At 26.8% G+C, this 12,995-nt stretch carries 18 protein-coding genes; 9 read left to right on the top strand and 9 right to left on the bottom strand.

Features of this window, described 5'->3' with window-relative positions; all coding sequences use genetic code 11:
• The first annotated feature begins 41 nt into the window (after positions 1–41).
• The 9 genes from ACSIGC_RS15800 (at position 42) to ACSIGC_RS15760 (ending at position 6,375) form a co-directional block, all read left to right on the top strand.
• A complete protein-coding gene (locus ACSIGC_RS15800) occupies positions 42–1,688 on the top strand; it encodes a serine hydrolase domain-containing protein (protein ID WP_442265743.1) in 1,647 nt (548 codons plus the stop codon).
• 209 nt (positions 1,689–1,897) lie between these two features.
• Positions 1,898–2,098 (top strand): hypothetical protein, encoded by a 201-nt coding sequence (locus ACSIGC_RS15795; protein WP_095073506.1) that lies wholly within the window; start codon positions 1,898–1,900, stop codon positions 2,096–2,098.
• A 158-nt stretch (positions 2,099–2,256) separates the two neighbouring features.
• The gene (locus ACSIGC_RS15790; protein ID WP_442265742.1) at positions 2,257–2,754 is read left to right on the top strand and encodes a hypothetical protein; all 498 of its coding nucleotides are present in this window, start codon (positions 2,257–2,259) and stop codon (positions 2,752–2,754) included.
• The gene (locus ACSIGC_RS15785; RefSeq protein ID WP_442265741.1) at positions 2,747–3,115 is read left to right on the top strand and encodes a hypothetical protein; all 369 of its coding nucleotides are present in this window, start codon (positions 2,747–2,749) and stop codon (positions 3,113–3,115) included. The genes ACSIGC_RS15790 and ACSIGC_RS15785 overlap by 8 nt, the downstream gene beginning before the upstream one ends.
• A gap of 81 nt (positions 3,116–3,196) precedes the next feature.
• A complete protein-coding gene (locus tag ACSIGC_RS15780; RefSeq protein ID WP_442265740.1) occupies positions 3,197–3,565 on the top strand; it encodes a hypothetical protein in 369 nt (122 codons plus the stop codon).
• Positions 3,565–4,134 (top strand): hypothetical protein, encoded by a 570-nt coding sequence (locus tag ACSIGC_RS15775; protein WP_442265739.1) that lies wholly within the window; start codon positions 3,565–3,567, stop codon positions 4,132–4,134. Before ACSIGC_RS15780 ends, ACSIGC_RS15775 begins: the two co-directional genes overlap by 1 nt.
• 11 nt (positions 4,135–4,145) lie before the next feature.
• The gene (locus ACSIGC_RS15770) at positions 4,146–4,706 is read left to right on the top strand and encodes a glycoside hydrolase family 19 protein (RefSeq protein ID WP_442265738.1); all 561 of its coding nucleotides are present in this window, start codon (positions 4,146–4,148) and stop codon (positions 4,704–4,706) included.
• Between the two features lie 87 nt (positions 4,707–4,793).
• Positions 4,794–5,618, top strand: a complete 825-nt coding sequence (locus ACSIGC_RS15765) for a mechanosensitive ion channel family protein (protein ID WP_442265737.1) — start codon at positions 4,794–4,796, stop codon at positions 5,616–5,618.
• A 67-nt stretch (positions 5,619–5,685) separates the two neighbouring features.
• Positions 5,686–6,375 (top strand): DUF547 domain-containing protein, encoded by a 690-nt coding sequence (locus ACSIGC_RS15760; RefSeq protein WP_442265736.1) that lies wholly within the window; start codon positions 5,686–5,688, stop codon positions 6,373–6,375.
• Between the two features lie 37 nt (positions 6,376–6,412).
• Here ACSIGC_RS15760 and ACSIGC_RS15755 read toward each other — a convergent pair whose 3' ends face one another.
• The 9 genes from ACSIGC_RS15755 to ACSIGC_RS15715 form a co-directional block, all read right to left on the bottom strand.
• Positions 6,413–6,604 carry a hypothetical protein gene (locus ACSIGC_RS15755; RefSeq protein ID WP_442265735.1) on the bottom strand — a complete coding sequence of 64 codons (192 nt, stop codon included), beginning with the start codon at positions 6,602–6,604 and terminating at the stop codon, positions 6,413–6,415.
• A gap of 35 nt (positions 6,605–6,639) precedes the next feature.
• Positions 6,640–7,143, bottom strand: a complete 504-nt coding sequence (locus ACSIGC_RS15750) for a Dps family protein (protein ID WP_442265734.1) — start codon at positions 7,141–7,143, stop codon at positions 6,640–6,642.
• A 292-nt stretch (positions 7,144–7,435) separates the two neighbouring features.
• Positions 7,436–7,684 (bottom strand): hypothetical protein, encoded by a 249-nt coding sequence (locus ACSIGC_RS15745; protein WP_442265733.1) that lies wholly within the window; start codon positions 7,682–7,684, stop codon positions 7,436–7,438.
• A 120-nt stretch (positions 7,685–7,804) separates the two neighbouring features.
• Positions 7,805–7,936 (bottom strand): hypothetical protein, encoded by a 132-nt coding sequence (locus ACSIGC_RS15740; protein ID WP_442265732.1) that lies wholly within the window; start codon positions 7,934–7,936, stop codon positions 7,805–7,807.
• 398 nt (positions 7,937–8,334) lie between these two features.
• Complete coding sequence (locus ACSIGC_RS15735; RefSeq protein ID WP_442265731.1) at positions 8,335–9,372, bottom strand: helix-turn-helix domain-containing protein; 1,038 nt, start codon at positions 9,370–9,372, stop codon at positions 8,335–8,337.
• Between the two features lie 238 nt (positions 9,373–9,610).
• Complete coding sequence (locus ACSIGC_RS15730; protein WP_442265730.1) at positions 9,611–10,417, bottom strand: hypothetical protein; 807 nt, start codon at positions 10,415–10,417, stop codon at positions 9,611–9,613.
• Positions 10,414–11,694, bottom strand: a complete 1,281-nt coding sequence (locus tag ACSIGC_RS15725) for an NADase-type glycan-binding domain-containing protein (protein WP_442265729.1) — start codon at positions 11,692–11,694, stop codon at positions 10,414–10,416. Before ACSIGC_RS15725 ends, ACSIGC_RS15730 begins: the two co-directional genes overlap by 4 nt.
• Positions 11,695–11,730: 36 nt before the next feature.
• Positions 11,731–12,438 carry a YqjF family protein gene (locus tag ACSIGC_RS15720; RefSeq protein WP_442265728.1) on the bottom strand — a complete coding sequence of 236 codons (708 nt, stop codon included), beginning with the start codon at positions 12,436–12,438 and terminating at the stop codon, positions 11,731–11,733.
• A 64-nt stretch (positions 12,439–12,502) separates the two neighbouring features.
• On the bottom strand, positions 12,503–12,973 hold the full coding sequence (locus tag ACSIGC_RS15715) for an SRPBCC family protein (RefSeq protein ID WP_442265727.1): 471 nt from the start codon (positions 12,971–12,973) through the stop codon (positions 12,503–12,505).
• Positions 12,974–12,995 lie beyond the last annotated feature (22 nt).

The following is a 12,995-nucleotide window of genomic DNA, read 5'->3' as shown; positions in this document are numbered from 1 at the left end:
TTGTTAAACCTATGTTTGTTAGCAATAAAACACTAATAAACATGAAATTAAATTTTAACTTACTGTGTATTGTTTATCTCTTTATTGCTTGCAATACTATAAGTTCTTCTCAGAAAAAAAATCAATTAGAAACACCTGAAAACACCTTGTTTTTTTCTAAGGCTGATTTCAAAACTAATAAAATCACGTCAGATAATTATACAGATGATTTCACATTACATAAAGATCAATTTTTAAATATTCACTTTACGTTAAAAGAACCACTTATAAAAAGTCTTCAAAAATTAGCTCCTCATTTAACTGATGAACAATTATTAGACAATGGAAATTTTCAATTTACTTTTTTAGTAAATGATAAAAAAGTACATGTCGAAAACTTAAATAAAGGTTCCGGTACTTTAGATACTAAAACCAATCAACTTACCTATATACTCCCATTAATTTACCCTGAGCAAATTGATTTTTGGAGTTGGTTTATGTGGTTAAAGTTTATGAAATTAAGTGGTGGTGAAGATATTTTAACAGAAGGGAAACATTCGCTGACTGTAGAAGTAAGACCTTATTTGAAGGATCAAAAATTAAAAACAGGACCTGTTTTATCTAAAGGAACTATTAAAATTGAAGTCGCTAGAATTAAAATTGACGAAAATTTAGTCCCTGTTCAAAAAATAAAAACAATTAATGATTGGAAAATTTCAAAAGCCAACTATAATAAGGGTAAGATTGAAGCTTTAAATAGAAAAATTGCTGAGAAAAGATTTAATCAAATTAATGGAATTGTTGTCATAAAAAACAATGAACTTTTAATTGAAGAATATTTTAATGGTGCAAATAGAAACAGTTTACACGATGCTAGATCTGTAGGAAAATCTTTTGCTTCTACACTATTAGGAATAGCAATTCAAGAAAATTATATTAATAATGAAAAAGCCCTTTTAAAAGATTTTTACGATTTAAAATCATTTAAAAACTATACTCAGAAGAAAGACAGTGTCACTTTAGAATCCTTGTTAACTATGAGTTCAGGTTTTCTTGGCGACGACACAAATTATAATAGCCCAGGAAATGAAGAAAAAATGTATCCAACTAAAAACTGGGTTAATTTCACATTGAACTTACCCATGGAAAAAGATAAAAAATTAGGTGTTGATTTCACTTACTTTACTGCTGGAGTAGTTGTTTTGGGTGATATAATTCATAAATCAGTTCCTGAAGGTTTAATTTCTTATACTCACAAAAAATTATTTAAACCTCTTGGAATTACTAATTACAAATGGCAATATACACCTCAAAAAGTGGGAAACACAGCTGGTGGAATTCAATTAAGAGCTATCGACTTTGCTAAATACGGACAATTATATAAGAACAAAGGAGTTTGGAAAGGTAAACAAATTCTTAATGAAAAATGGATAGAGAAAACCTTATCAAAAAAAGTTTCTCTCACTAATATTGGATTAGAACACGAATATTATGGTTTTCTTTTTTGGAATAAAACATACACTATAAACAAAAAAAGTTATGAAGTTTCATATTGTAGTGGTAGAGGTGGGAATAAAATTTTCATTTTTAAAGATATTCCTTTTGTAATAGTTATTACATCTTCTGCATATGATATTCCTAATGCACATTCTAATGCAGATAAAATAATACAAGAATATATACTTCCTGCTGTAATTGACGACAAATAAAAACTATTGAATATTTCTGATACAAAAACTGAAAATTTGAAAAAATTATCCCTAAAAATTACATCTCTAAAAATAGATTTGTAAGCCTTATAAAATCTGATAAAATTTAAATCTAGAGAATAACTAAAAACAAAATATTTCGTAAAACACTGTAACAAAAAGACTTATTATTCTTCTTATATGTGTAATCAAAATTATAAAAACAATAAATGAGTAAGACGTATTTTATTTTTAGTTTAATCTTCGCAACAGGCTTAGGAACTTCTTTAGGAGTTAATTTCGGAACTTTAACTGGAAATCTTTCAGTAGGTATTTTACTTGGTAGTATAACAGGTTTATTATTAGGTTTTGGAGTGGGTTATTCTCTAAAAGCTTATGTTGAAAATTATAAAATTCAAAATACATTATAATACCACAACACAACTAACCTTTAGAAACTTATAAAATTTAATCCTGAGTAAACATTACTCAGGATTTTTTTAGTTAAATAATTCTCAAAAACAAGCTGTTATTTATAAGTTTTGAATTTATTTTATATTTTTTGTTCCTATTGTTATTATGTAAAACTATGAAGTTTTTTCTCCTTCCCTTTTTTAAATTTATACTTAGCTTTTCATATTTATATTCTCAAAATTTTAAATCAGAATATGAGTTATTCAATAAAATAATTAACTATACACCTAAAGAATTTAAAACTATTACGAATTTTAAATATTTTCCAAGTGAATATGAAGGGAAATTGAGTTCTATAGCATTATTAAGTCGAATTTATCAATTTCAAAAAAAATTAAAATTAACTGTAAACCAAATACATGAATTAGAAGAAAGAATCGATCAACTTTCACTCTCTTTTTATTTAGAAAACAACCCCATTCTAATTGAATATTATGGCGGATATTCTGGTTGCAATGAATCTCCTATAGCTAAAAAAACTTTTCAAAATAAAGAAGTAATGATCATTAAGTTCTGTCATACTTGCTCAGATCAATATAACAAAGTTATAGGACAATTTATTGATATATTTAACTTCAGAACAAATCAATTATTAAAAACTAACAATGAATGAAATCTTTCAATGGGTATACGAACTCTTAAAATGGATGGCTAAAGTTACGGGCTTCAGTTACAATGAAATCAACATTATTGTGTACTACATTATTATTCCTTCTTTGTTTCTTTATTTACTTAGTAGAATAATAAAAAATTACACTGTAGTTCTAGGCTTTATTGCTTTTGTTATCGTCACATTATTTTTTATAAAAGATTTTAAATTATTTTCTGATAATCTCTTTAAACAATCTGTAAACTTTTTAAACTGGTTCGAAATTATAGGTTTAAATTATACTCAAGCTTCTGTAGTTATTTGTGTTTTCATTCCATTTCTTATCATTTTAAGCTTACTACTATATCGTAAAAAACATACTTAAATATTTAATATTATTACTTAAATCCTCAAGATTTTTGAGTAATTTAACCCTAAATTTAAACGACCAAAGCTCCTATTTTACATGAAAAAAACAAACATTGTCTTACTCATAGTACTTTGTATTATTGGGGTTTTTAACCTGATAAAAGTTTTTACTTTAGATAGCCATTTAAAAAGTGCTAAAGAATCTTTACAAAAGGCTCAAGGTGAAGTAGAAAATGCCCAACAACTAAATAATAAAGCACAAAAAGAAATACAAGGTTTAAAAACTGCTATAAAAAAATATGAATTCAAAAATGAAGCCTTACAATTAGAAATTGATTCTATTGTTTTAACTAAAAGAGCCAAAGCTCCTAAAGATTGGGCAGATCGCCAAAGTATAAAGAAGAAACAAAAAGAAATTACTGCCCGATTAGAATACTTACGTCAAAAAAATAATGAATTTGAATAATGAAAAAAATCATCAAATTAACCTTCATCATTTCCCTAATACTATCAACTTTTAGTAGTGTTTATGCTCAAAATAAAGTAAAAGACACCATTACTATTGGTAAAGAATATGCTCGTTCTCGTAAACTTCCAATCACTGTTAATAAAGGAACCGTTATTATAAACCAGATCGATTCACTTCATTTAGTAAATCAAATTCGATTTCATTATTATGAAGAATTGCGAAAAGAATTATTTAAAAATGATTTCGGTAAAGACATTGAAAATATTGTTTTAAAATATGAACGTATTGTAGAAGAAAATAATAACTTATTCAATCAATTAGAACTAAAATCTAAAACGCAATCTGATTTGTTTCAAAAAACAATAAATGAATTAAAACTTTCATTAGATGAAACAGATCGTACCTTAAGTTTAACTCAAAAATCCTTAGATAATGCCAATACTTCTTTGGAGTTAAGCATGAAACAAATAGAAAGCGCTCAACGCAGACAATTTTGGAAAAACTTCGGATTAATTGGTGGCGGTATTGGAATGGGACTTCTTTTAGGTTTATTAATTGCTAACTAAACAATAATGTTATGATAAATAGAAAATTCTTCTTTGATTATGTAAAACAAAGACTACATTTTGGTCGATTAAAACAAAGTCAGGTAAATGGTTACAATCAGATTTTAGATTATTGGGAAGACGAAAATTTAAAAGATGTAAGGTGGCTCGCTTATGTTCTTGCTACCACGTATCATGAAACTGATAAAACGATAAAACCTTTGCGAGAGTATGGAAAAGGTAGAGGTAGAAAATATGGGATTCCAGATTCAGAAAATGGACAAACATATTATGGTAGAGGTTATGTACAATTAACTTGGAGAAAAAATTATCAGAAATATTCAGATATCCTAGAAATTGATTTAGTTAACAATCCAGATTTAGCTTTAGATCAAGAAATTGCTACAAAAATTCTATTCCATGGAATGATTAATGGGGTTTTTACAGGAAAATCTTTAAAAGATTATTTCAACGAAAATAAATCTGATTGGTATAACGCAAGAAGAATTGTTAACGGAACTGATAAAATGTATACTATTGGCGATTATGGCAAAGAGTTTTTTGCTGCTATTTCGTTCAATTATATTTTATAGCCTTATCATTTTCTTGACATCTCATTTCAATTAATTAAATTTAACTGTTGTATAAATATTTCTTTAACTTTTAAATAAAATCAATATATGGAAACTATTGATTTCAATGAGGTTTTAAAACTTATTCAAGAAAAAGCCATACTATATTTCCCTAAATTACTTTTAGGTGGACTTATTTTATGGATTGGAATGAAACTAGCAAACCGATTGGTAAATTTCTTAACTAAAGTATTAGAAAAGGCAGGTTTCGATGATACCATTCGTCCATTTCTTGTTTCTATGCTTAGTTTTATTTTGAAAGGAGCTTTATTGCTTATTGTTGCTTCTATTTTAGGTGTAAACCTATCTAGCTTAGTTGCTTTACTTGCTGCTATTGGTTTCGCTATTGGTATGGCTTTGCAAGGAAGTTTAGGGAATTTTGCTTCTGGTATATTAATTTTAACATTAAAACCTTATAAGTCTGGAGACTGGATTCAAGTTGAAGAAAAGTTTGGAAAAGTTGAAGAGATTGGGATTTTTAGTACTACTATAGTTTCTCCAGGTCATAAAACATTAATAATTCCTAATGCTAAAATTACTGATGGAGTTGTAACTAACTACTCTAAAAAAGGAATGGTTCGTTTAGAAATTAACGTAACTATGCCTTATGCTGAAAGTTTTCCAAGAGTAAAAGAGATTATAAAATCGACTTTAGTTAATGTAAATAATATATTAACGGAACCAGAAACTGAAATTGGAATCGAAACTTTTGATTCTCACAGTATAGAATTAACGATTCGTCCGTATGTTCATCCTGAAGATTTTTGGCAAGTGACTTTCGACACTCATGAGGCCGTGAAAAAAGCTTTTAGTGATAATAAAATTCAGGTTGCTTATTCTGAAGGTGTTGAACTTGGTAACATAGGTGAATAATTGAAATGACTTTGTAAGCATTTAGGAAGAATCAGTCTAATATTATAATTAATTATGAATTAGACTAATGGAGTATTATTCTTTAAACCATATTTCTGAGCAACTTTTACTAACTGTTAAACAAAACAAAGATACGACGAAGCTAAAGTTAGAACTTTCATTCACTCCTTTCAATGAATTAATAAATAGCTTAAAAAATGATGAGGAAAAAAAAGCGTTTTGGATTAATATTTATAACGCCTACTTTTTAATTTTAAGGAAAGAGTTTAATATATCTAAACCTAAAATATATACTGAAAAAATAATTAAAATAGCTGAACATTATTTCAGTTTAGATGATATAGAACACGGGATTTTAAGAAAGTATCGTTACAAATATTCATTGGGTTTTATAGCTAATTTATTTGCTCCAAAATTAATTAAACAACTTGCTGTAAATTCAATAGATTATCGTATTCATTTTGCTTTAAATTGCGGAGCAAAAAGTTGTCCTCCTATCGCTTTTTATAATACTGAAAATATAAATAACCAACTCGATTTGGCTACACAATCTTTTTTAGAGTATGAAACAGAATATATTCATGCTAAAAAAGAAGTTCATACAACAATGCTTTTCAAATGGTTTTTAAAAGATTTTGGAAATTTTAAGGGAATTAAAAAGATTTATAAAACACAGTTGAATAAAGATATTTCTGATTATTCAATAAAATTTAAACCCTATTCTTGGGAAGAGAACCTGAATAATTTCACACAATAAAAAAAAACCTTATGCTCTAAACATAAGGTTCTTCTTTTTAAATATATAAATGACAGTCATCGCACATTTTAACCTCTCCATAATACGTTTCTCTGTATTTGTGTAACGTAGCTATTGGTAGAAATAAAAAATATTTTTTGATGTATGTTACTTTCGTCATTAATCTTCCCATTTTAGGAGAAAATCTGTTTTCTAATTTTGTTTTTCTTTTAATGTGAAATAATTTCATGTATATATTTTATGTTATTATGTTGATTATAAATTTTAGGCTAATACAATATCGGCCTTTAATTGAGATACTTTACTTTTAGTCCAAGCATTTAACATCCAGCTTGTTTTCTCTAAATCTTTAACGTATCCTCCGATTAAATCTATTGTTCCTTCATCGTGTACTTTTTCAGCTTTCTTAATTACTATATTCATTTGATATAATAACTTCTTATGATCTTCTAGTAAAATCATTACCATATCTCTATCTGTTTGAAATGGCGAATTTTCTGAAATTGATGATATTTTTAAATATCTACTGTATCTGCTGACTGGATGAAATTGCAGAGTTAAAATCCGTTCGGCTATTTCATCTATTTTTCCTCTTGCGTCGATATACATTTCCTCAAATTTTTCATGCAACTTAAAAAAGTTTTCTCCTACAATATTCCAGTGAAAATTTCTTAATTTTTGGTAGTATATATGATAGTCTGCTAATAACTGGTTTAACTGTTTAGCTACTAATAAATTTTCTTCTTTATTTCTTGTTAAATAATTCATTATCTTAATGTTTTTTGCGCAATCACTATATGGATTGCTATTCGTAGTTTTTTAAAAAAGCCCTGCACTGTTATGTACAGAGCTTGTAGTAGAGTAATGGTATTACTCTGATTATTGGGGAAACCAAAATCTATTGAAAATCTTTATTGGTAAATAAATTGAATTTGAATCCCTCTTCTTTATCCTTAGTAAAAATTATTTTTACTTTTATTTTTAATAAAAACTCTATGCTTTATATCGAGTTTATTACAAAAGAGTTAGAACGCTCTAGGTATTAAAGTAATTGAATATTTTAATCTGTTGTTGTAAGTATAAACTCAAACTCCTCGTTATTATCGTCTATTGCTGTAATTTTAAAATCTCGATTTTCATTTAACCTTACTTCTCCAGTTAAATTATCTAAATTATTTAGCGTAGTCGTATCCATTAATATCATATCTGGATTTGCCTTTTTCTTTGCGAGTAATGAAGTTTCCTTATCTAATTCATAATTTACCATATAAGCATGGTCGAAATACTCATCTTTATCAAAATCTGTCATAATTATTTTAGTTACTTCTATTGGAGTATCTATTCGATCTTGATTTAATTTGTAGCGATCTTTTTTATCGAACCTAACAGGCGCTTCTTTTAACGTAATTACTTTTACATTTCTGTAAGTTCATTTATCGTTTTCTAAAACTTTTATTTTTCCTTCTTCAACAATTTTAATAAAATCTGTTTTAACTATATCTTGTTGAGAGAATAACATTCCAAAACTAAAAATCATAGCTGTTAAAAATACTTTTTTCATAATGTATATTGTTTTTAAAGTGAGTAGTAAATTGCTTTTTAGATGCTTACTATTTGACATCTTGCATTTATGCTTTTAAACAAATACATTACAAAATTAAGCAGGCTTTATCTTCTTCTTTAGCTCATTTAATTTCATTCTTAACTCATTTAATAAAAAGCTTTATTTATTTAAAAATTTATAATAAATGAATCAATATAAATTATCACTTTTTCTCATTTAAAACTTATATTTAATAGGTAAATATTGAAATATGAAAAAAATAAATAAATATTTAAAAATTAGACGAAAACGTTCTAAACCAATAGATCAAAAATATTATAAAGCCAATAATATTGTAGTTATTTTAGGTGTTATTGCTTTAATCGGTTTTATAATCCTTGCTATAATTTTAAATTTTAAGCGATCTTAATTTTAGATTCTTTTTTGTTTTTTAAAAACTGACTGGGAGTTAAACCATATTTACGCTTAAAGATTTTTGAAAAATAACTTCTACTACTAAAACCTATGGTATATACTACTTGAGATATGTTATAGTCTGTATTATTAAGTAAATCTCTTGCTTTTTCTAAACGAACATGTCTTAAATATTCAATTACAGTTCTAGAAAATAATAATTTGAAACCTTCTTGTAATTTTACTTGAGTAAGCCCAATTTCATTTGCCATGTGTTCTACTGTATAATCTTCAGAAACATTTTTTGTGACTTTGGCAGCTAGCTTTCGAATTAATTTAATCTCTTTTTTTGTTAAATCTGTTACAAACTCTTTTTGTTTTTCAACATCTTTATTGTGTTGTAACATATGTTCAGATAGGATCTGGTAAATGATTCCTTCTTTCATTAGAATGCGAATCATTCCTTTCTGTTTTATCTTATTTAATTGTTTTACAAGATTAGAAAGTTTTAAATTGTAAGTTCCAAAGTAAGCAAAAGTATTTTCATGTTGTTTATCATGAAATACTTCATATAGTTTTTGATTAAGAATTGAAGCATCATTTAACCGCTTATTAATAAACTCTTTTCTACTTACTTGTATAAGGTTAATGTGATTTTTCACATCTTTTTCAAAATAACCAAAATTATATCCACCTTTTTTACTTGTAATTATTACTGGTTGAAACTGATCTAATTTTCTTTTTTTATCTTCTAATTCAAAGCGATGTAGAGAATATCCTTCTAAAGTGTAAACGAAATGAATAGGATTATACATTGTAGTATCCATAATCAAATGAATATCATGAAAAAAAGTAATATCATATTCTAAAAGACTTCCTCCCCATTCAAAAGTTATAAAAGTAATTTTCCCAAAAGCATTTTCGTTATTTACATTCAAGATATATTCTCCCCATCTTTCAGTGATTTTTCCTCCAATAATTTCTTGAATTTGTTTAACAGTATCTTCTGTTGTTGTTGCAGTAATATGAATTTTTTTCATGTTTTAAAATAGGTACAAACAAATATATTAAATATCACCTACTAAAGTATTCCTTAGCTTCCACAGAAACTTAAGAAACTTCTAATAAAAAACTGGTATTCCTTTTTTAATATCTTTTTAGTTTAGAAAAACACAATTAGATAAAAATATTTAAAGTCATCTTATAAAATTCAAACCTTATTCTTGGGAAGAAAATTTAGACAACTTCGTATCCCAAGCTAAATAATAAATTCAAGTATTATAGTTTCCAATTATAAAGTTTGAAAGGAGACTTTATTAAACTGGTTTTACCAAAAGGTGTAATTTCAACTTTGTTCTCAAAAGCGTGTATTAAAAGATCTTTTTCGTCTATTTTTCCTATCACACCTTTGTCTTCATATAAAACCGATACTTGAAAACCAAAATGAAGAATTGTACCGGGTTTAATATTATCTGTTTCTTCTACATATTTATAGAGATTTCTTGGTCCGCAATAAGGAATTTTATGTCCTAGTTGTCTCATACCATAAATTGCTAATTCAGCGCAATCACTACCAATGGCTAAGTCAGTTTGGTGTCCATAATCTGGAATAGTTTTCGGCGGAATAATAAATGGTAAGTTTAATAGCTCTGTTAAAATACCAGTGTAAGAATTATCTCTTCTAACTATGATTTGAATAATCGATTCAGACTCAAAATGAATTGGTTTATTCGATTTTATTAAACTTTTAGGATTCTTAAACCTCCCGTAATAATAAGTTCCAGATGATAGGTTTGATAAATCAAGTATTTTATTTTCTGACTTATTTTGTACTTCAGAAACCTCATAATCTATCTTTAGTATATTTTGTTTCTTACTTGATAAATTATCGTATTCTTTTAGAACTGGCTTGATATTATACCACTTTCCATGAGCATCTGTTTCTAGTTTTATATGATCTCCTTGAATTATTCGAATTGTTGATTCATAAACAGGAAGATTATGATTTATAGATACTCGTATTTTAGAGTTAAATGAATTTTTTCCTATGAATAGTAGAAATATATAACAACTTATTATTTTCATCTATACCCTAAAAGAAAAAGTTCTGTAATACAAGTATCATTATACTTAGTTCCTTTATACACTTCTAAAATAGTAATCGTTACTTTTTTTATTTTCAGATATCCTTCACCAAAATCTCCAACCTTGGTTACTAAATCATAAAAATTATTGGTATTGATACTCGAGTATTTTTTGTCTTCAAAAGTTTTTTCGAAACTTGAGGTTTGTGTCTTTTTAGGATCATTATAATCAACAAACTCCATTTCAACTTTTATCTTTTTTAAACGATTATTCTCTAAATATGTACTTGCATTTTTAGTATAGCCGTTGACTAAACAAATCGCAGCTAAATTGTAATTATCTAACTCAACTTCTATTTTTTCACCTATTCCAGCTCCTTTTTTTCCTTCAACCCAAACAGTTTTAAAATTACCATCAAATAAGTGTGATTTTTTATAATTACCTTTTAATTGAGAAGAAACTTTTATCTTTTTAAGATACTTTTTATCTATTCGATTCTTCAACAAAAACTTAGAATACTTCTCGGATTCGTTTCTATAAGAAACAAATAGTGGTAATTCTTTCTTTAAATCAAAATTACTTTTACTAAGCGAGTAAACGCCTTCGTTTTCTTGAAGTTCAATTCCTTTAAACTCTAACTTTCCTCCTTTATTTATAACTTCTGTAGCATCTACTTGTATATTCATTGTTTGAACTGTTCCATTTCCCCATTTATGAGCAGGACTGAAGTCATAAATAAATTTTCTATCATCATAATTTTCAAAAAAGCTTTTACTTGTAGACCAATCTGTAAAACTGTTTTTAACCTTATAGCTTACTTTAACTGTAATTATTTCATCTTTTTCTATTGAAAAATTCATCACATGCCATTTTCTTTTTACTGAAACTTTTTCATTATCAAAATTTCTAGTCTCAGATTCGAAAACAGAAAGATCAATTTGACTTTTAAATGGTAACTGTTTAGCATTGATTGAAAAATTAAAATTCGATAACAAATCTTCATCAAACCCCCAATCTGAATCAGTAATAAATTCTACAGGAAAACCATATGTAATATCTTCTTTAGAGTAACCTATATTTTTTAGAACATAATTTACCATTACATAGCTATAATCACCTTCTAACTTAATTTTTAAATCCTCATTGATTAATTTAACACTGGCATGTTCCATTAAAATAATATCGCCAGTTTTGTGAAACGTTGAACCATCTATTGGTCCGCCATTGGCAAAAATTTTAAGTGTAATTATAAAAAATAAAGCAAATATCTTTTTCATAGTTATTCATAGTTTTAAAATGTAAACTTAAAAAAATTACAGCGATTTTTTTCCTTCTACAGAAACTTCTGAACCTTCTAATAAAAATACTGATGTTGGTTTTTTATCTTTTAGAAACTCAAAATCATCTCCATAATTTGTTTTGAAATCTAATTCTACTTCTGTTTTATGTACTGGATAAAACTGCCACGATGGGTGTTTTACTTCATATTCTGTAGTTTCTCTTACATTCTTTTCTGAATATCCCCAATAATGTTCAGCTATGAATTCAATTTCTGAACCTGGTAATATTTCTTGTTGTTTGGTTGAAGCTTCTACAGCAATACGATTCCATTTTTTTTGCTTCTTCCATTTATATTCAACATTTATCTTTTCCTTAGTAATATTCCAATGATGTTGCATTGGCAACGTCTCATAATGTTCGTTATAAATTGTATTTGCTACGAAAGTAATTGCAGATTTGGGTACAATTTCTTTAATAAAAACAACTCCTCTTTTTGTTTCTCCTTCGTGTTCTCTTTTTACATAAAACCTTAGGTTGACTTCTTCAAAATTGACATGAAAAGGGACTTTTATACCTAATAATTTTGTGTTCAAAAACATAAAACCAACCACACTCACATAACATTTTCCATCAAAGAAATCTAGCGATGTTCCTTTTGGTACATAAGATTGTAATATTTCTGGATTAACTGAATAATTAATCATCACTAACTTTCGCCATTCTGCTTTTAAAAAACTCATATTTCAAATGTATTAAATAATATTACCTCAACTTTTTAAACTGAATTTTAATGCCGCGTTAAGATTACATAATCTCTTTCCATTTACCCGATTCAGCATAAGACTTTATCGTATTATTTCTTTCTACTAAAAAGCGAATCATGTACTTTTCTAAGAAAAGATAATCTACAAATTTACCAAGTAATCCAAAAGGTGAAATATATTCCATAACATCTACCAATAATGTGGTATTATTTTGATACGAAAAGAAATGTTCATGTCTAAATTTCTTAAACGCTCCTTTCACCATTTTATCTGCAAAATAGCTCGACGGAACACAACCTGTAATTTTAGATGTAAAATTCTGATAAACTCCTAAATGTTTTGCGCGCCAAGTAACAGTTTCTCCTAATTCTATTAATCCTGATTTTCTTCCAGCTACTACTTTTTCATTTGTTTCATGAGTTGAAATTTTATGCAACTCAATACTTCTTGATAAATCGAAAACTAATTGTTTCGGAGCTTTTATTTTAGTGAATAACATGATTGTTGGCATAATTTTATTTTTAATTGTTCAA

It is taken from the genome of Tenacibaculum aquaeponti (genome assembly GCF_052084715.1).
Lineage (GTDB): Bacteria > Bacteroidota > Bacteroidia > Flavobacteriales > Flavobacteriaceae > Polaribacter.
Note: the sequence above shows the minus strand (reverse complement) of the source record. Positions and strands in the feature narration are given on the sequence as shown.